Here is a 17,664-nt window from a genome sequence, read left to right as displayed (position 1 = left end):
ACTGGCCCCGTCGCCTGACCATGCACTCATCCCCAAGGAGCCCTTCGCGTTGCGACCCGTGCAACGTGTGCTCGCCATCGCCGCCAGCCTCGCCATGACGCTGGCAGCCGCACTGGCGATCGCACCTCCCGCCCAGGCCGACCCACCTTCCCGCTCTACGGGCCCTACCCCGCCTCGACCGATATCGACGGTCGCGGGAGCATGGACCCCAACAACCGCACCGCGACCGACCTGTACACCACCGGTGAGCAGATCTACCTGCGCTGCCAGGACTCCGGCATGTCCGCCGGCGGCAGCACGATCTGGGACTACACCCGGGAGGGCTACTGGATTCCCGACGCGTACGTGCGCACCGGCACGAGCGGGTTCCTGCCCAATGTCCCGCGCTGCCTGTCCATCGGCATCAACGGCACCCCGTCCGGCGGCGGCTCGAACTCCGGCCCGTACCCGGTGAAGTTCGCCATCGACGGCCGCGGCAGCGCCAACCCGGACGACCGCATCCGCGTCGACGCCTACCCCGACGGCAGCTCGCTGTACGTACGCTGCCAGGACTACGGCGTCAGCGTCGGCGGCTCGACGCTGTGGATCTACACCACGGACGGCTACTGGGTTCCCGACGCCTACGTCACCACCGGTACCAGCGGTCGGATCACCGGGGTGCCGCTCTGCTCCTCGCTGGGCATCAGCGGCGGCGTCGCCACCAATCCCAACGGCGGCACCCAGTTCAAGATCCGTGCGACGCTCAACGGGTACTTCGAGAAGAGCCTGAGCGCCGGCAACGTCTGGGACAAATACCGCGAGGGCAGCTACGTCACGATCATGTGCCAGGCGTACGGCGAGGTGAACTACGGCGGCTCGGCGATCTGGGACATGACCAGCGACGGCCTCTGGGTCCCGGACTTCTACGTCATCACCGGCTCCAGCAGCCTCGTGATGCGCCAGTGCGACAGCGACGCCCCGTCGGGCGGCGGCAACCGCTTCCTGGCCAAGACCACCCTGAACGGGTACTACGGCAAGAGCCTGACCTCCGGTAGCGTCGTGGACAAGTACCCCGGCGGCAGCTACATCACCATCACCTGCCAGGCGTACGGCGAGTTCAACTACGGCGGCTCGGCGGTCTGGGACAAGACCAGCGACGGGCTGTGGGTGGCCGACTTCTACGTCTCCACCGGCTCGACCGACATCATCCTGCCGCGCTGCGACAGCGACCCCAAGCCCTCCGGTGGACCGGGCAACCCGACCGTGCCGCCGACGCCGAGCCCGGGCAGCGTCGCCTCGTCCAACATCCGCTCGGCGATCGTCAACGCCGCGTACAGCCAGCTCGGCACGGACGAGTGGGGCGACAACTGCAACCCGTACGGCTACCACGGCACGGTCAAGTGCGGCGACCCCTGGTGCTCGATGTTCGCGTCCTGGACATGGCAGCAGGCGGGCATCGACGTGTACTTCCCGTACTCGGGGACGTTCGAGACGTGGGGCAAGAACCGGGGCCTGACCCGGTCCAAGGGCAACATCCGGCCCGGTGACGTCGTGCTCTACGGCTACGACTACTACTCCAGCAAGCACATCGGGGTCGTCGTCGACGTCCTGCCCGACGGTCGCATCACCACCATCGAGGGCAACTACGGCAACACGGTGAAGAAGGTCGGGCCGTTCGACCCGAGCAACCCCGGCGGGGTGCACACCTACGACAACATCTACGCGGTGGTCGCGCCGGTCGCCGATCCGTCCACCGACCGCAAGTGGGGCACCGGCACCGTCTCCGACCAGGACGCCGAGAACGACGGCATCGACGGCGACGAGGAGCTGTGCGCCGTGTCGGCGTACCCGGGCGTGTACTACACCGGCTGCCTGGAGTACTCCGGCAGCAGCGTCAAGCCGCACCTGTACGCGGTACCCCTGAGCACGTCGGCGGTCATCCGGGGCAGACTCACGATGATCGACTCGGCGGGCAACCTCCAGCTGACCACCTGTCAGGCCGCGTACTACGCCAACGACAGATCGTGCGACGGTCCCAGCTACGTCTCCACCAACGGGGGAGTGACGGTGCTGCAGACCGGCATCGAGATCAACGGTGGCTGGAAGCAGACCCTGCGGGTGGCCAGCATGAACGTCGACGGCGAGCAACAGCAGACGGGCACCTGGTGCGGTCCCACCGCGGTGCAGGCCATCCTCAAGTCCCTCGGCAAGACGCCGCTGGACACCCAGGCCGGCTACGCGAGCAAGCTCGGCACCGACTCCCTGGGCACCAACCCGTGGGACGTGCGCGACGTGCTCAACGCCGAGCTCGCCGGCAAGTCCGGGATCGTGGACTACGTTTATCACGACTACGCCGCCGAGGGCGCCACCAGCGCCAAGTGGGACCTGGTCATGAACAAGCTCGCCCGCTCCGTCGACCTCGGCCAGCCCGCGGCGGTCGTGGTGCAGACCAAGGACATCCCGTGGTGGGACAACGACGAGACGTACACCATGCACTACCTGGTCGTGCAGGGATACTCCGGCATCAAGGGCGACGGGTCGTACGACATCGACAAGTTCGTCCTCTGGGATCCCGCCCGCGATGACCACTACCTGGCCACCGCGAGCGAGATGTACAGCATGACGAACATGGACGGCATCCCGGGCCAGGGCCACATGGTCGTCGTCGCCGAATAGCGGCGGCCGAGTAGTCGGGTGGGCCGGGCCCGCGGCCCGGCCCACCCGACGCGGTTCACGGTGGCACGCCGGGCCAGAGCCCGTCGCCCGGCACCGATGCTTCGGTGCTCGCCGAAGCGACACGCCCGTACCGTCGGCGCCCATGACAACCCGCGCCGACCAGTCCAGCGCCACCGAGCACGTGACGATCAACCCGAAGATCTTGTACTTCGGCACCCCGGTGGTGCTGCTCAGCACCCAAAACCACGATGGCAGCGCCAACCTCGCGCCGATCTCCTCAGCGTGGGCGCTCGGCCATGTCGTGGTGCTCGGGCTGGGCCGCAACAGCCAGAGCGCCCGCAACCTCGTCGCACGGCGCGACATGGTGATCAACCTTCCGGCGGCGCACCAGTGGGAAGCGGTCGAACGCCTCGCCCCACTGACCGGCCGAAGCCCGGTACCGACCGACAAACGGGACCGCTTCCGGTACGAGCCGGACAAGTTCGGGGCTGCCGGTCTTCGCCCCCTGCCATCCCGGCACGTTGGACCGCCGCGGGTCGCCGACTGCCCGCTGCACCTGGAGGCCCACGCCACCCGGGTGCGAGCCGACGCGAGCGGTGAGTTCCTCATCGTCGAGGCTCGCGTGCTGGCCGTGCACGCCGACCGCCGCGTCGTGGTGCCTGGCACCGATCACATCGACCCGGCCACCTGGCACCCGCTCATCTACAACTTCCGCCACTACTTCGGTCTCGGCGACGAGCTCGGCCGCAGCTTCCGCTCCGAGACGCCCACACAGTGAGGCCAGGCGGCTCCGGCCTCGACCAGGCGGGCCCGGCCCGGGACCTGCCGCCGGCAGCGCGAGGGCGTACGACCGCGGCGAGGCGGGCCTGGAGCGCGACAACCGGTACGGTTCGGGTCGGGCTCAACAGTCGGCGCCGACGCCGACGCCGAAGCGCTCCTGCCGCCCCTGCGCCCGTACGATCAGCGGCACGCACGTCGGCGTCCGCACCGCGTAACCGCCGGCGAAGGCCACCCACCCGCTACCGCTCGGGCACGCCGGTACGTGGATCGTCGTCCCCTCGGGGCCCGGGCTGCCCCAGCCGATCCGGGCGCGGGTGACCGCCTCCGGTGCCACCATGATCTCGACCGGGGTGCCGGCGCGGACGACCAGCCCCTGCTTGGCGAAGAGCCAGTCCGGCTCACCCGATTGCCGCGGGGCCAGCGTCTTGGTCGGCACCGCGACAGCGTCCAGGACCAGCCGGTACTCGTCATTCGGCGGGGTGGTGACGCCGAGATCGTGCGAGCACGGCACCACCGGGCCAGGGCCGGAGGTCTCGGTGCCGACCGAGCCGGACGCGGTTACGGTCACGGCGGCGTGGGGCGACCGGCTGCCGGCCGGGGGCTCGTCGACGACGGAGCAGCCAGCCACCACCCACGCAGCCAGGAGCACCAGCCCGGACCCGGCGGTGTGCTCCCGCCGTCTGCGGTCGTCCACGCATGGATGACACCGCGCCGCCTGACGAGGTTCCCGGCGCGGACTGACGCCACGCGCCACGTGGGGTTCTCAGCCACGGCGAGTCCCATCCTCGTGTGCCCGACGGTGCCGAGGCAGCCGGCGTGGCCATCGCCAGCGTCGCGAGCATCGCGGCGAGCGCCACGACCGTTCCGTACCGTCGTCCGCCCGTGGCGTCGCTCCCTCGACCGGCTGTTTCCGCGGACCATCCTCGCCGGACGGCGCCGCCGATAGCGCCGAGTGTCGCGGACGAGACGCGGCGTGATGGCTGCCAGGGCAGCCGACCGACGGAAAATCTCGTCTTGACAAGAAAAGTTGTCGGTGGGAGAGTCGTGTCATGTTCGACATCGCAGTGATCGAGGATCCGGCGGCGGCCGAGGTGTCGCTGGACCCGATGCGGGCCAGCCTGCTGGCCGAGCTCGCCGAGCCGGCCTCCGCGACGATGCTCGCTGCCCGGGTCGGCCTGCCCCGGCAGAAGGTCAACTACCACCTCCGAGCGCTGGAGCAGCACGGCCTGATCGAGCTGGTGGAGGAGCGCCGCAAGGGCAACGTCACCGAGCGGGTCATGCGGGCCACCGCGGCGTCGTACGTCATCTCGCCGAACGCCCTCGCCGCCGTGCGGCCCAACCCGTCCCAGTCGCCGGACCGGCTGTCGGCGCGGTGGCTGCTCGCGGTCGCGGCCCGTCTCGTGCAGGACGTCGGCGCACTGATCACGGGTGCGGAGCGGGCGCAGAAGCGGGTGGCCACCTTCGCGGTCGACGCCACCGTCCGGTTCGCCTCGGCGAGTGACCGGGCCGCGTTCGCCGACGAGCTGGCGGCGGCGATCACCGCCCTGGTCGGCAGGTACCACGACGAGAAGGCCCCGGGCGGGCGTGAGCACCGGGTGGTGCTCGCCCTGCACCCCAGCGTCAACCCCACCGGCACGGAACCCGAGGAGCCCTGACATGACCGCCATGACCACCACCGCCCGTACCCAGCCGACCGGCCCGACCGTGAGCGCCGCCGGCCGGCGCCGCCGGCAGCGCGCCCGGTGGGTGGGCGCCGCGGTGGCCGCGAACAGCCTGCTCTACCTGGTCGCCCGCGCCGCCGGGACGGATTTCACGCTCACCGAACCGGATGCGATGCGGTCGCACCCGCTGATCCTGCCGGAGATCGCCATCTTCAGCCTGGTCTTCGCGCTGCTCGGCTGGGGCACCCTCGCGCTGCTCGAGCGGTACATCCGCCACGCCCGGGTGGTCTGGAGCGTGCTGGCCGGCGCGGTGCTGCTCGCCTCCTTCGTCCCGGTCTTCATCGAGCAGGCCACGGTGGACACCCGGATCATGCTGTGCGTGCTGCACGTCGTGGTGGCCCTGGCGCTGCTGCCGATGCTGCGCCACCGGGTCGGGACGCCCGTCCGCTGACCCACGTACTCACCATCAGGCGCCCCGTCTCGCGGTGGCTGCCATCGCGCCGCCGGCGACCGAATCCCGAATGACGTACGACGACAGAACATCGAGTGAAAGGCGTGGACCATGGGACACCGCTTCGAGCTGCAGAAGGACATCGAGCTGGCCGCCACTCCCGAGCAGGTGTGGGAAGCGATCGCGACCGGCCCCGGCCTCGACTCCTGGTTCATGGGCCGAAGCGAGGTGGAACCGGAGGTGGGCGGACGGGCCCGCCTGAGCATGGCCGGCCACGTCGACGAGGCGACGATCACCGCGTGGGAGCCCGGCAAGCGGTTCGCGGACCGCACCGAACCCGGACCGGACGGCATCTTCATGGCCATCGAGTACCTCATCGAGGGACGTGACCAGGGCAGCACGGTGCTGCGGCTGGTGCAGAGCGGCGTGCTCGGGGACAACTGGGAGGCCGAGTACGAGGCGATGACGACCGGCTGGGACATGTACCTCGGGACGCTCGCCGCCTACCTCGCCCACTTCCCCGGGCGGACCGGCACCCCGGTCACCGCGTTCCGCCCCGGCGTCGGCGGCCCCGACCGGGCGTGGGCGGCGGTCACCGACGCCTTCGGCATCTCCGGGCCGGTCACCGAGGGAGCGCCCGTCCGACTCACCGTCGACGGACTGCCGCCGATCGAGGGTGTGGTCGACCTCGCCGGTTTGCCCACCTACGTCGGCGTCCGCACCTCCGACGCGCTCTACCGGTTCCTCCACTCCGGCATCGAGCGGGGCGACACCCTCGTTCTCGGCCACCACATCTTCGCCCCCGACTCGGACCCGGCCCGGACCGAGCAGGCCTGGCAGCACTGGCTGAACGCGCTGCCCGTCGGCTGATCCGTTCCCGAGTTCCGCTCGACCACCTGACGTACGACCGGAGGCGGCTTCTCCCACGACAGCGGGAGCGGCCGCTTCCGCCGCTCGGTCCCGGCATCTCGCCGACCCGGGCCCGGGCCCGGTGCTACCGGGACCGCTTGCCGGAGCAGGCCACGGACCGTCAGGTGGCACCCATCGCGGACCGGGTGAGGCCTGGCGACGACGGTACGCTGAGCCCGTGGATCGGTGTGACGAGTGCGCATTCGTCTACGCCGGCGTGTCCGGTACGGACCTGCCGCGGCTGCTGCGCGAGCTGGGCGCGCGGTACGCGGCCGCATTGGACGAGGTTCCGGACCTGCGCCGACGGCCGGCCGAGCGGGTGTGGTCGGCGCTGGAGTACACCTGCCACGTCCGGGATGTGCTCCGGGTCCAGGGCGAGCGCCTGGTGTTGGCCCTCACCGTCGAGGAACCGGAATTCCCCCCGATGGGGCGTGACGAGCGGGCCGTCGCGGACGCGTACAACGAGCAGGAGTCGGCGGTCGTGCTCGCCGAGCTGGGGGCGGCCGCCGACGACCTGGCGGCCCGGTTCCGCACGCTCGGCCGGTCGGAGCTTGCCCGCACCGGCATCTACCCCTGGCCGCGACCGCAGGCTCGGACGCTGCTCTGGCTCGGCCAGCACACGATCCACGAGGGCGAGCATCATCTGCTCGACATCCGTCGTGCCGCCCGTTCCCAGACCACCGGCGCGGCCTGACCCCGACAGCCGTACGCCCAGGAGATCCGTCTCGTGCCCCGCGGCGTGATCGGCCCCGCGGTGCCGGCCGCGGACGTGCGCCGGTGGCCTTCTGCTCCTGAGTGGCGTCCTCGGCGCCGATCCGACCCGGACGCCAACGGGCATCTGTTGTCGACACATATCTCGAACCACTCGGCATGTCGGCCGCCTGAAACGTCGTCCGGCATCCGGAGAAGAAGTGACCGTAGTCACGAATAGCACCGTTCTTCGGGCCCGAATCCGCGGGCATGGCGGTGGTCGGCGTGCCGAGGACGGATCCCATAGGGCGCGGATCGGTCATTGTGCCCGCCGCCGCACTGCTGCTGGAAGGTGGTACACGTCACCTGGTGATTCGTCCTTCTTAAGACCTGGAACGTCTTGCCGGCCAGGTGGGTGTAAAGGGCGGGCAGTAGTGCCAAAAATCTGGTCGGCACGCTGGGTGTGAACGGCGGAGGACGCGCCGGACCAGGTGGTACGACCGTTGGCGCGTACTCCTTCGACGGGGCTGCCACGGGTCATCCCGGCCGCCCGCGCGGTGACCGTAATCAGGGCGCCGAATGTCGGTGCCGGTCGTTAATCTGCCTGCGGACGTCGCGCACCGCACGTGACACCCTCCCGCGCCGACGGGCGCGGCGCCGCCCGCCGTTCGCCGGCCGACCCGAATTCAGGAGACTTTTGTGACCCAGCAATCCGTCGCGACACCGGACAAGCTCGACGCCGCGGTTTTCAAGGTGGCGGGGGTCGTCGTTCTCGGTGCGATCATGTCGATCCTCGACGTGACGGTCGTCAGCGTCGCGTTGCCGACGTTCCAGAGCGAGTTCGACGCGTCCTACGCCCGGGTCGCCTGGACCATGACCGGCTACACCCTCGCGCTGGCCACGGTGATCCCGCTTTCCGGGTGGGCCGCCGACCGGTTCGGCACCAAGCGGCTCTACATGATCGCGCTGGCGCTGTTCACGATCGGGTCGGGGCTGTGCGCCACTGCCGACACGATCGGGGAGCTGATCGGCTACCGCGTGCTGCAGGGGCTCGGCGGCGGCATGCTCATGCCGCTGGGCATGACGATCATGACTCGGGCGGCCGGGCCCAACCGGATCGGCCGGCTGATGGCCGTCCTCGGCATCCCGATGCTGCTCGGGCCGATCGGGGGCCCGATCCTGGGCGGCTGGCTGATCGACACGGCGAGCTGGCACTGGATCTTCCTGATCAACCTGCCGATCGGTGTCGTCGGGCTCGTCTACGCCCAGCTGGCGTTGCCGAAGGACAATCCCGAGCCGTCGGAGTCGTTCGACTTCCTCGGCATGCTGATGCTCTCGCCGGGGCTCGCTCTGTTCCTCTACGGCGTCTCCTCGCTGCCCGAGGCCGGCACCTTCGCCGACGCCGAGGTGTGGGCGCCCATGCTGGTCGGCGCGGCGCTCGTCGTCGGGTTCGTTCTCTACTCCTTCAGGCCCCAGCACCCCCTGCTCGACCTGCGGCTGTTCGCCAACCGCAACCTGACCCTCGCGTCGGTGACCCTGTTCGTGTTCATCATCGCGTTCATGGGCGCCGGCCTGCTGTTCCCGAGCTACTTCCTGCAGGTTCGCGGTGAGTCGACGCTGGCCGCCGGCCTGTTGATGGCGCCACAGGGCATCGGCGCGATGATCACGATGCCGGTCGCCGGAATGCTGGCCGACCGGGTGCCCGTCGGTCGCACGGTGCCGTTCGCGCTGGTGCTCATCGCCCTCGGTTTCTTCGGGTTCACCCAGGTCGACCCGCACACCTCGTACGTGCTGCTGTGCGGGTCGCTGTTCGTCATGGGCCTCGGCATGGGTGGCACGATGATGCCGGTCATGACGTCGGCGCTGCGGACGCTGCACGCTCAAGAGGTGGCCCGTGGCTCCACGCTGGTCAACATTCTCCAGCAGATCGGTGGCTCGGTCGGCGCCGCGGTGATGTCGGTGATCCTCACCAACGAGCTGAACGGATCCCGGCCGATCCCTGGCGCGACCGATCCGAGCGGCAATCCGGTCACCGAGGCCGGGCTGGCCATCGCCGCCCAGCAGCAGCCGGAGCTGATCCAGCAGTTCCCGGTCGATCCGGCGCTCATCGAACGCGGGCTCGACTTTGCCGCCGGGTCCTTCGCCACCACGTTCTGGATCGGGTTCGCGCTCGTGCTGGCCACGTTCATCCCGGCCGCGTTCCTGCCGCGCCGGCGCGAGCGCTCGCGCGTGCTCGACGACCCGAAGGCGGAGCAGGTGAAGACCCCGGTCGTCATCCACTGACCGCCGCCGTCGGGGCCGCCGGGCACGTCCTGGCGGCCCCGCTCTGGCGAGCACCCGTGTGTCGGGCGGGCCGACAACCCTCGGGAGCCTCATCGAAGTCACCGCCGCCGCATGATGGCGTAGACCATCCTGCTGCTGGCGAACTCGGAGACGGTGACGAGTTCCCAGCCGAACGTCTCGAGCACTTCCGCAGCCGCGACGGCCTGGGCGACCTGATCGCCGCCGATCCCGTGGTGGGACACGACGGACAGCAGCCGGTAGGGGTAGGCGCGCAGGTAGGCGCGGCCCTCCAGGATCGCCTGGGCGGTGACCGTGCGGGTGCGGGTGATCTGGTCAGCGGTTTCGAGGCCGGTCATGTCGGCACCATAGTGGCTTGTCGCACGGGCAGTTCCGGTCGACGACAACGGGTATGTTCGGGGTCGTGCGTGAGCTGCCCCGCGTTGCCCGTCTTGTTGCCGCGCTCGGTGTCGTCCTCGCCATCGGCGGCTGCGACGGCGGCGGGCAGGTTCCTGCCGCTGCGCCCACCGAAACGGCTGAGGCATCACCCTCCGGTGCCTCCTCGTCCGCCGGTGGACCTTCCTACCGCGCCCTCGACCTGGACCTCTGCGGGCGTACGGATCTCCGGCCGCTCGCGGACCTTGCGCTGACGGTGATCCGGACCGACCCGAAGCCGCCGGTCGGGCGCCCCGGGGCGGCGTGCCTGTTCGAGATGCGCAGCAGCGCGGGCCACGAGGCGAACCTGCGCGTGGAGGCGTCCACGCCGGCGACCGTGGCCGAGGCGCGCCTGCTCTACCGCGGCACGCAGCAGGCCACGGGGATGACACCGGTGGGAGCGGTGGCGGAGGTGGGGGAGGAGGCCGAGGCCTTCACCAAGCGGTCCGAGCCAGGGTTCAAGTACGCCGAATACCTGGTCCATGCCCGCACCGGCAACCTGGTGGTGAAGGTGTGGCTGGCCGTGGGCGGTGAATCGTACGCCCCGACGTCGACGCTCGCGGAGAAGTCTCTGACCATTCTCAAGGCGACTCAGGCGGCGGTACCCACCGCCTGATCCTCCACCCCGGATGAGGCGCGCAGCGGTGGGGTCCCCCGGTCACCTCGCGGGTCGGGCCGCCCGGCTCGCCGGCAGGGGACCGACCGCGGCCGGCGCGGACATGCAGGGCCGGTTCGGCTGCCGTGGCGTACGCGCCGGACTGCGGCGTCCGGGGCTCAGCCGCGGACGGCTTGCGGCCACCGTCCCTCGGGCAGTTTCGAGTAGTCCCCGACCTGGGTGGCGATGTCCCGCACGTTGCCCAACGCGTCGACGAACCGCTGCCCGATGGTGAGCAGGGTGTCGAGACCGGCGGTCACGAGGTCACCGACGGACTTGGCGAGGGTGGAGATGGCCCACGGCAGGTCGATCACGGTGGTGGCCTCGGTGGCGGCCTGCACCAGCTTGCCCGCGAGACCGGTGACGATCTTGGCGAGTTCGACGGCGTAGTCGACGTTCGCCTTGGCGATCTTGAACAGCCACTGGCTGATGAACTCCGACTTGAGGACGGACTCGTCGACCGCGGCCTTCTGCTTGACGGCCTTGGCGTGGTAGGCGCTCGCCGCGTCGCCGGTCCACTTGGCGAGGTTCTCGTTCACCGGCTCGGTCGTGACGAAGGACAGGTCGGAGATGGGCGTCTTCACGTCGTTGACCCAGCGGAAGCTGATATTGATCAGCGAGAGCACCGGTAGTTGGTGCTCCAGGGCATAATCGACGCGGTCGAGGACGGCATCCAGCGCCGCGCGGGTGGTGTCGAGGTTCTGCTTGATCCACCACAGCGCCGCTGGCCCGAGGAGCCACTTCCAGTCATTCACCTCGTCGACGATGTCGTTGAACGTGCCGACGGCCGTGTCGATCCCGGAGCGGATCTGGTCGAACGCCTTGTTGAACGGCTCGCCGTACTCGACGTCGGTGGTTCCTGGCTGCACGTGCTCGTGTCCTTCGTGGGTCAGGCCGAGTAGATCTTGTTGAGATCCAGAGAAATGATTTTGTCCGCGCGGTCGTACTCGTCGGCGATGCGCCGAAGCGCGCCACCGATCTGCTCGAACTCGGTCACCGCGCCGCCGAGGATGTCGACCAGGAAGGAATGGAAGTCGCGGTACGCCATCGAGTGGATGAGCGCGTTCGCGTCACCGATGAAGAAGGCCGAGACGTCGAGGTGCAGCTGCTCCGCCGCGGTCTTGACCGCCGCCACCCGGTCGGACAGCTCCAGCCACTTGCCGCCCTCGTCGCGGACCGCGTCGGTGATGACGTTCAGTTCGTCCACAGGTGAGCACCTCAGGATCCGTTCGGCGAGCGGGCCAGAGCGTAGCTTTGGAAGAGGGAGAGCGCTTCGACCTGCACCTGGCCGGCATCCAGTCGGGCGATACGTCCGGCGTCGCCGGTGACGGCGACGATGCTGCCACCCCGTACCCGCAGCGTCAGGCAGCCACGAGGGCTGGAGATCTGCCGCTCGACGTCGACATCCGGCCTGCGTGCCACACGCTCGAGGTCCGCGTCGATGTCGCGCAGTGTGCGCCACGTTCTGCGGAGCCAGAGGTGCTCATCGACCTCGTCGTGCGCGGCGGTGCCGGCTGGCAGTGCCGGCGGGGTGCGGGCCCCGTCCTGGTCGGCCGGCAGCTGGTGGAGCGCCGCGATCTCAAGCGCGGCCTGCAGAGCTGCGGTGTAGGCCGCGAAAAGCGCGTCCGCGACGCCGTCGACGCCGACCCGGCCGCGCCAGTCACGCGCGACGGACACGTCCTCCACGTTGCGATCCGCGTCGAGGTACACCGTCACCGACCCGGTCCGATCCTGACCAAAGTGGACGCCAGCCGTCGCCCGTGGGTCCGTCTCACGCAACGCCCGGTCGGCCCGTGCCTGCAGTTCCGCGTCGTCTCCGAGGACGTCGAGGCTTGCCAGGGACAGGCGAACGTTTCGTCTGTCTCGTTGCATTCCTCCCCCGGCCCGTCACATCGACCAATCGCGCACGGCGCCTGCCCGTCGCGGCGAAGCAGAACCACCGTACGTGAAGAAACCTGCGCTGTGGGCCCCGGCCGTCGTCGCAGAGCCGAGCCGAAGCGGCGACGGATCTCCGGAGTGCGCCCAGGCCCTCACCCCGGAGTCGTTCACCGCCCATACAATCGTGTGTCACCTGTCACACCCGGCTGCGGTCATCCGCGCCGGGACGTAGCTCGGGCGCGAAGGGGAGCGCGAGGGTGAGCCCACGCCATGGATCCGGTCCTGACGGTATCTGGCGGCTCGGGCCGGTCCGCCTGTTGATGGTGGTGGGAGTCGGCTACCTGACCATCGTGCTGACGCTGGCGGCGGTCAAGTTGGATCTCGACGCCGGACAGTCCGCGGCGGGCGGATCTCCGGGGACCGGCGGGGTGACGGACCAGGGATCCTCCGGGGTGGAGGAGCGCGACGCCTCCAGTGCGCCGGTCATCACCCCGACCCCGGCGGTCGGCCCAGGGGAGATGCGCGTCGGATCGGTGGAGAACCGGTCGGCGACACCACCCGCGCCGCGGCCGCCCGCTGCCCAGCGGCCCACCACCCCGGGCACACCGCCGCTCGTGACGTCCTATGAGGCCGAGTCGGCGACGAACGGGCTGGCGGGCACCACGATCTACGCCTGTTCCGGCTGCTCCGGCGTGAAGAAGGTGGGCAGAATCGGCCGCGGCATGGGAACCCTGCAGTTCAACGGCGTGGTCGCCCGAACGGGCGGGTCGGCCACCGTGACGATCGCCTACGTCAACGGTGGGTCTCCGCGGGTGGGACAGATCAGCGTGAACGGCGGGGCCCCGATCACGCTGACCTTTCCCGGCACGGGCGGGTGGAGCAGCATCGGCGCGATCGTCGTGACGGTGAACCTCCGACCCGGGCCCAACACGCTAAAGATGTTCAACCCGTACGCGGCGGCCCCCGACTTCGACAAGATCACAGTCAGCGTCCGATAGCCCCCGGGACCGGCCGCGCACGCCGTGCACCGACCACCATCGCGCTGAGCGGGTGTGTTCGGGCCCTGCCCGGGTGTCCCCGCAGCCGGGACGCGAGTGAGGCGGCGGGATGGGTCGAGCCGGCGGAGGGCTACGCGCGGCGCAGGTGCGGCCGGGCCGGGGTGGGCCGCTCGTCGAGTCGTGCGGCCGAGACGGTCAGCGACGACCTGCGGCTGTTCGCTTCTTCGGTGCCGCCGCCGCTGGGTTGCCGGCCTGGCGTCGACCTCGTACGCAGTTCAGCGCTGCGGCGGTCTGGGCGAGGTGGTCGCGCGTGGTGTCGGTACCCATGAACGCCGATGCCGAGCACAGCTTCTCCAGGGCCTGCGGACGGGAAGATCGACTTGGTGTACTCGACGAACACCTCGTCACGGTCCCGCCTCACGGGCGGTGGTATGGCGGGAAGGGGGCAGGTTCAACAGTGATCATGAGTGCTCCTCACGCCGGCGGTTGGTCTGCGTGCCGTGATCAACCTCGCGCAGGCCAAGCACATCCTTCCGTGAACACGCATCGGCAACGGGCCCTTCGCGAAACCTGTCGCGTCCGATGGGTGGGTTGGGCGCTGGCCGACGGACGACACGTTCGCGCACGAGGAGACGTGGCGTTTGGGTATGGTTGTTCGGAATAGTCCGCTGGTTTCGGATATGCCCACGGTTGGCCACACCTACCGCCCGTAGGGCTCGGACCGGCGACGTGACACCTCAAGTCCCGCGAAGATCGACACGCTGAGGTGGTGGAGGTGACGCAACGGCTGGCGCTGGGGCTGGCGGCGCTCGTCCTCGGGGTGGGCGGATGCTCCAGCGTCCCACCCGCGCCACCGCCCGAGGTTGTCGAAGGCGACGTCGAGCGCGGCATGCGCTTGATCGAGTACTACGGCTGCGGGACCTGCCACACGGTGCCGGGCGTGCGCGGTGCCGACGGTTTGGTGGGCCCGCCGCTGGCCGGGATCGGGGACCGCTCCTACCTCGGTGGTCAGCTCACCAACAATGCCATCAACATGCAGCGATGGATTCGTGATCCGCAGGCGGTGGCGCCGGGCACGGCGATGCCGAGCTTGGGTGTGACCGAGGCCGACGCTCAGGACCTCACGGCCTTTCTGTTCACCCTGAAATGACGTTCCTGTTCGTCCTGAACTGAGAGGAGGGCCAGGTGCCGGCCACCGAGTGGGGCAGGTTCCAGGTCCGGCACGCCGTGCCGGCCGGCCGGCTGGCCACGCTCGCCGTCGCCTGCATGTTCGGCCTGCCTCCGGCGGTCCCGCCAGCCTCGACGGCGGCTTCCCCGCCGGTGTCGTCCCTGGCGGCGGAGCTCCCGCGGGCGCCACAGGACGCGGACCGCGGCGCGCTGCTGTACTACCGGGACTGCGCCGGCTGCCACGGGCAGCGCGGTACGGGCACCACCCAGGGGCCGCCGATCGCCGAGGCCGGCGCGGCGTCGGTGGATTTCCAAGTCGGCACGGGCCGGATGCCACCGTCCTCGCGCGAGGGGGACCGCCGATCCGGCCCGGCCTACCCTCCGGAGGACATCGACGCGCTGGTGCGTTACGTCGCCGGCTTCGGTGACGGACCACCGATCCCGGAGGTGGAACCGGGCGATGTCGCTACCGGCCAGGCCTTGTACCTGGTCAACTGCGCTGCTTGCCACTCGGCAACCGGAGCGGGCGGGGCGCTCCCGGGCGGCCGGACGGCGCCCGCACTCGACCGGGCGACAGCTGTCCAGGTCGCGGAGGCTGTCCGGGTCGGACCCGGAGCGATGCCGGCGTACCCGGCGTCCCTGCTTGACGACCGCGAGGTGAACGCCATCGTCGCCTACGTGGAGGTCCTGCAGAACAAGCGACAGGACCTGGATCCGGGTGGGCTGGCCCTGGGCCGGATCGGCCCGCTCTACGAGGGTCTCGTCGGGCTCGCCGTCGCGGCGCTGCTGCTCGTGTTGCTCGGGCGCTGGCTGGGTAGGCGCGAGTCGAAGGGGGCGAGCGGATGAGCGCCGGGCGAGGTGCTGCGCCGGCGGCGGTTTTGTTCGTCGTCGCCGTCGTGGCGGCGGCCGGCTTCGCCACGGCGTACGTCATGGACGCCGGGACGCAGTGGCTCGGGGCCACCCTCGGCCTGGCGCTCGTCTCGCTGGCCCACGGGCTGGCTGTCTGGGCGCGACGCCTCCTGCCCGCCGGCGGGTACGTCGAGGCGAAACCCGACCCACCGGAGAAGTCCCGGGTACTGCCGGTCCCGGTGGTTCACGAGGAGTCCCCCGCGCCGCATTCCGGGCTGCGCCGTCTGCTCGTCCTCGCGGTCGGCGCCGTGGGCCTGGCCGCGCTGTTTCCGCTCCGTTCGCTGCTGGGCCCCCGCCCGAGGAATCCCGTCGAAGAGCTGCGGACCACCCCGTGGCAGGCCGGGCGCCGGTTGCTGGACACCCGCAACGCACCGGTGCGGCCGGACGACGTGGCTTCCGACAGCATCGTCATCGTCCACCCGCAGGACTACCCGGACGCGGCCGGCGCACCGGCGTTCCTCGTCCGGCTGAACCCGGCGGCTCCCGCCGCAGGCTCGCCGGGCATCGATGGCCTGGTTGCCTACTCCCTGCTGTGCACGCATGCCGGATGCCCGGTGGGGCAGTACGAGCCCGACGCCGGCCGGGTGTTCTGCCCGTGCCACCAGTCGGTGTTCGATCTGCGGGCCGGAGCTCGACCGATCAGCGGGCCGGCCGCCCGCCCGCTACCGTCGTTGCCGCTCGAGGTCGACGGCGACGGCTACCTACGTGCCGCGGGAGAGCTCAGCTCCCGTCCGGGCGCGGGATTCTGGAGCCGGCCGTGATCGTCCGCCGGTTGGTCCGCGCACTGGACTCGCGTCTGGGTGTCCGACCCGTGGTGCGCAAGGCACTGGCCAAGGTGTTCCCGGACCACTGGTCGTTCATGCTCGGCGAGATCGCCCTGTACGCGTTCGCGGTGCTGGTACTCACCGGGGTCTTCCTCACCTTCTTCTTCGTTCCGAGCAGCGCCGAGACCATCTACCGGGGCAACTACTCCCCGCTGGACGGCGAGCCGGTGTCCGCTGCCTTCGCCTCCGCGGTGGCGCTCAGCTTCGACGTACCGGCCGGGCTGCTCATGCGGCAGACGCACCACTGGGCTGCGCTGATCTTCGTGGCGGCGATCGCCGCGCACCTGCTCCGGGTCTTCTTCACCGGCGCCTTCCGTCGCCCGCGCGACGTGAACTGGCTGGTGGGCGTGACCCTGCTCGCGCTGGTCCTGCTCACCAGCTTCGTCGGCTACTCGATGTCCGACGACCTGCTCTCCGGCACCGGTCTGCGGATCGCCTACTCGGTCGTCGAATCGGTGCCGGTGGTCGGCGTGTGGCTGGCTTTCCTGCTGTTCGGCGGCGAGTTTCCCAGCGACCTGATGGTGCCGAGATTCTTCGTGGCACACGTGCTGTTGTTCCCCGCGGCGCTGGTCGCCCTCATCTCGCTGCACATGGCGATCCTGGTCCGGCAGCGGCACACCCAGTTCCCGGGGCCCGGCCACACCGAGCACAACGTGGTGGGCTCGCGCCTGTGGCCCGGCTACGCCGCCCGGACGATGGCCCTGTTCGGCTACGTGGCGGGCACCGCCCTCACGCTGGGCGGGCTGGTGCAGATCAACCCGATCTGGCTCTACGGACCCTACGACCCGGCCCAGGTCACCACGCCGGCCGCGGCCGACTGGTATCTCGCCTGGGCGGACGGGATCCTCCGACTGTCCCCACCCCTGGAGTTCCGGATGTTCGGGTACCTGGTGCCGTCGCAGTTCCTGCCCGGCCTCGTGCTCGCCGTGGCGCTTCTCGGGCTGTACGCGTGGCCGTTCCTGGAGGCAAGGCTGACCCGCGACCGTGGGCCGCGGCATCTGCTCGACCGACCGCGCGACCATCCGATGCGCGTCGGCGTCGGGGTCGCCGCGCTGACCGCATTCGTGGTGCTGACGGCGGCCGGATCCAACGACGTCATCGCGTTCCTGCTGGAGGTGCCCGTCACGAGCGTCACGTCGGCCCTGCAGGCGCTGGTGCTGACCCTGCCCTGGGTGACCGGTGCGACGGCGTACTGGGTCGCCAGGGCGCTGCGGGACAGGCCGGGTTCGAGTCTTGGCTCGTTGAGCTTGTCCGACGTGCGCTCGTCCGCCCGCCCGGCGTCCCGGTCGGGCATCCCCGCCGCCCGAGGTGAGGCCCCCGTCGCGTCGGACGCCGCGGTGGAACTGTGGCAACGGGCGGGGGAGGGGTGGCG

18 protein-coding genes are annotated in these 17,664 nt (G+C 70.4%); 13 read left to right on the top strand and 5 right to left on the bottom strand.

Annotated elements, in window-relative coordinates:
- The first annotated feature begins 201 nt into the window (after positions 1-201).
- Together C1I99_RS02375 and C1I99_RS02370 are read left to right on the top strand one after the other, a co-directional pair.
- The gene (locus tag C1I99_RS02375) at positions 202-2,655 is read left to right on the top strand and encodes a CHAP domain-containing protein (protein ID WP_111132507.1); all 2,454 of its coding nucleotides are present in this window, start codon (positions 202-204) and stop codon (positions 2,653-2,655) included.
- 142 nt (positions 2,656-2,797) lie between these two features.
- Positions 2,798-3,433: a flavin reductase family protein gene (locus C1I99_RS02370; RefSeq protein WP_111132506.1), complete on the top strand. Its 636-nt coding sequence runs from the start codon at positions 2,798-2,800 to the stop codon at positions 3,431-3,433.
- 123 nt (positions 3,434-3,556) lie between these two features.
- On the opposite strand, the gene C1I99_RS02365 is transcribed toward C1I99_RS02370, so the two are convergent.
- A complete protein-coding gene (locus C1I99_RS02365) occupies positions 3,557-4,129 on the bottom strand; it encodes a hypothetical protein (protein WP_111132505.1) in 573 nt (190 codons plus the stop codon).
- Between the two features lie 355 nt (positions 4,130-4,484).
- Between C1I99_RS02365 and C1I99_RS02360 the strand changes: the two genes are divergently transcribed.
- From C1I99_RS02360 to C1I99_RS02340, 5 genes are all read left to right on the top strand, one after another.
- Complete coding sequence (locus C1I99_RS02360) at positions 4,485-5,090, top strand: ArsR/SmtB family transcription factor (protein ID WP_199561898.1); 606 nt, start codon at positions 4,485-4,487, stop codon at positions 5,088-5,090.
- A 1-nt stretch (position 5,091) separates the two neighbouring features.
- On the top strand, positions 5,092-5,547 hold the full coding sequence (locus tag C1I99_RS02355; RefSeq protein ID WP_111132504.1) for a DUF6069 family protein: 456 nt from the start codon (positions 5,092-5,094) through the stop codon (positions 5,545-5,547).
- Between the two features lie 111 nt (positions 5,548-5,658).
- The gene (locus tag C1I99_RS02350) at positions 5,659-6,417 is read left to right on the top strand and encodes an SRPBCC family protein (protein WP_111132503.1); all 759 of its coding nucleotides are present in this window, start codon (positions 5,659-5,661) and stop codon (positions 6,415-6,417) included.
- Positions 6,418-6,634: 217 nt separating this feature from the next.
- Entirely contained in the window at positions 6,635-7,150 is a 516-nt protein-coding gene (locus C1I99_RS02345) for a DinB family protein (protein ID WP_158553927.1), read from the top strand.
- A 695-nt stretch (positions 7,151-7,845) separates the two neighbouring features.
- Positions 7,846-9,429 (top strand): DHA2 family efflux MFS transporter permease subunit, encoded by a 1,584-nt coding sequence (locus tag C1I99_RS02340; RefSeq protein WP_111132501.1) that lies wholly within the window; start codon positions 7,846-7,848, stop codon positions 9,427-9,429.
- Between the two features lie 98 nt (positions 9,430-9,527).
- Here the strand turns inward: C1I99_RS02340 and C1I99_RS02335 are convergent, their stop codons facing one another.
- Positions 9,528-9,785, bottom strand: coding sequence for a transcriptional regulator (locus tag C1I99_RS02335; RefSeq protein ID WP_111132500.1), 258 nt, complete (start codon positions 9,783-9,785; stop codon positions 9,528-9,530).
- A 65-nt stretch (positions 9,786-9,850) separates the two neighbouring features.
- Between C1I99_RS02335 and C1I99_RS02330 the strand changes: the two genes are divergently transcribed.
- On the top strand, positions 9,851-10,477 hold the full coding sequence (locus C1I99_RS02330) for a hypothetical protein (RefSeq protein WP_233512272.1): 627 nt from the start codon (positions 9,851-9,853) through the stop codon (positions 10,475-10,477).
- 158 nt (positions 10,478-10,635) lie between these two features.
- Here the strand turns inward: C1I99_RS02330 and C1I99_RS02325 are convergent, their stop codons facing one another.
- Genes C1I99_RS02325 through C1I99_RS02315 form a run of 3 tightly spaced genes read right to left on the bottom strand, consistent with a single transcriptional unit; the run spans position 10,636 to position 12,232 of the window.
- Positions 10,636-11,385 (bottom strand): DEAD/DEAH box helicase family protein, encoded by a 750-nt coding sequence (locus C1I99_RS02325; RefSeq protein ID WP_111132499.1) that lies wholly within the window; start codon positions 11,383-11,385, stop codon positions 10,636-10,638.
- A gap of 20 nt (positions 11,386-11,405) precedes the next feature.
- Positions 11,406-11,723 (bottom strand): hypothetical protein, encoded by a 318-nt coding sequence (locus C1I99_RS02320; protein WP_111132498.1) that lies wholly within the window; start codon positions 11,721-11,723, stop codon positions 11,406-11,408.
- 11 nt (positions 11,724-11,734) lie between these two features.
- Positions 11,735-12,232, bottom strand: a complete 498-nt coding sequence (locus tag C1I99_RS02315; RefSeq protein WP_111132497.1) for a hypothetical protein — start codon at positions 12,230-12,232, stop codon at positions 11,735-11,737.
- Positions 12,233-12,651: 419 nt separating this feature from the next.
- Here C1I99_RS02315 and C1I99_RS02310 point away from each other — a divergent pair, with 419 nt between their 5' ends.
- The 5 genes from C1I99_RS02310 to qcrB all read left to right on the top strand — a co-directional run.
- Positions 12,652-13,392 carry a carbohydrate-binding protein gene (locus C1I99_RS02310; RefSeq protein WP_146603867.1) on the top strand — a complete coding sequence of 247 codons (741 nt, stop codon included), beginning with the start codon at positions 12,652-12,654 and terminating at the stop codon, positions 13,390-13,392.
- A 775-nt stretch (positions 13,393-14,167) separates the two neighbouring features.
- Positions 14,168-14,542 carry a c-type cytochrome gene (locus C1I99_RS02300; protein ID WP_199561897.1) on the top strand — a complete coding sequence of 125 codons (375 nt, stop codon included), beginning with the start codon at positions 14,168-14,170 and terminating at the stop codon, positions 14,540-14,542.
- Between the two features lie 35 nt (positions 14,543-14,577).
- Positions 14,578-15,405: a c-type cytochrome gene (locus C1I99_RS02295; RefSeq protein WP_111132494.1), complete on the top strand. Its 828-nt coding sequence runs from the start codon at positions 14,578-14,580 to the stop codon at positions 15,403-15,405.
- The gene (locus tag C1I99_RS02290; RefSeq protein ID WP_111132493.1) at positions 15,402-16,229 is read left to right on the top strand and encodes a ubiquinol-cytochrome c reductase iron-sulfur subunit; all 828 of its coding nucleotides are present in this window, start codon (positions 15,402-15,404) and stop codon (positions 16,227-16,229) included. The genes C1I99_RS02295 and C1I99_RS02290 overlap by 4 nt, the downstream gene beginning before the upstream one ends.
- Before the next feature lie 50 nt (positions 16,230-16,279).
- Positions 16,280-17,664: cytochrome bc1 complex cytochrome b subunit (gene qcrB, locus C1I99_RS02285; RefSeq protein ID WP_199561896.1), on the top strand; the 1,385-nt coding region annotated here is incomplete at its 3' end.

Source organism: Micromonospora deserti (assembly GCF_003236335.1).
In the GTDB taxonomy this organism is placed as follows: domain Bacteria; phylum Actinomycetota; class Actinomycetes; order Mycobacteriales; family Micromonosporaceae; genus Micromonospora; species Micromonospora deserti.
This window is presented reverse-complemented; position numbering and strand designations above follow the sequence as displayed.

Excerpts from the sequence above, each read along its gene's own strand:
- C1I99_RS02375 (WP_111132507.1), top strand. The coding sequence starts at position 202 with ATGGACCCCAACAACCGCACCGCGACCGACCTGTACACCACCGGTGAG.
- C1I99_RS02350 (WP_111132503.1), top strand. The coding sequence starts at position 5,659 with ATGGGACACCGCTTCGAGCTGCAGAAGGACATCGAGCTGGCCGCCACT.
- C1I99_RS02370 (WP_111132506.1), top strand. The coding sequence starts at position 2,798 with ATGACAACCCGCGCCGACCAGTCCAGCGCCACCGAGCACGTGACGATC.
- C1I99_RS02355 (WP_111132504.1), top strand. The coding sequence starts at position 5,092 with ATGACCGCCATGACCACCACCGCCCGTACCCAGCCGACCGGCCCGACC.
- C1I99_RS02335 (WP_111132500.1), bottom strand. The coding sequence starts at position 9,785 with ATGACCGGCCTCGAAACCGCTGACCAGATCACCCGCACCCGCACGGTC.
- C1I99_RS02360 (WP_199561898.1), top strand. The coding sequence starts at position 4,485 with ATGTTCGACATCGCAGTGATCGAGGATCCGGCGGCGGCCGAGGTGTCG.
- C1I99_RS02290 (WP_111132493.1), top strand. The coding sequence starts at position 15,402 with ATGAGCGCCGGGCGAGGTGCTGCGCCGGCGGCGGTTTTGTTCGTCGTC.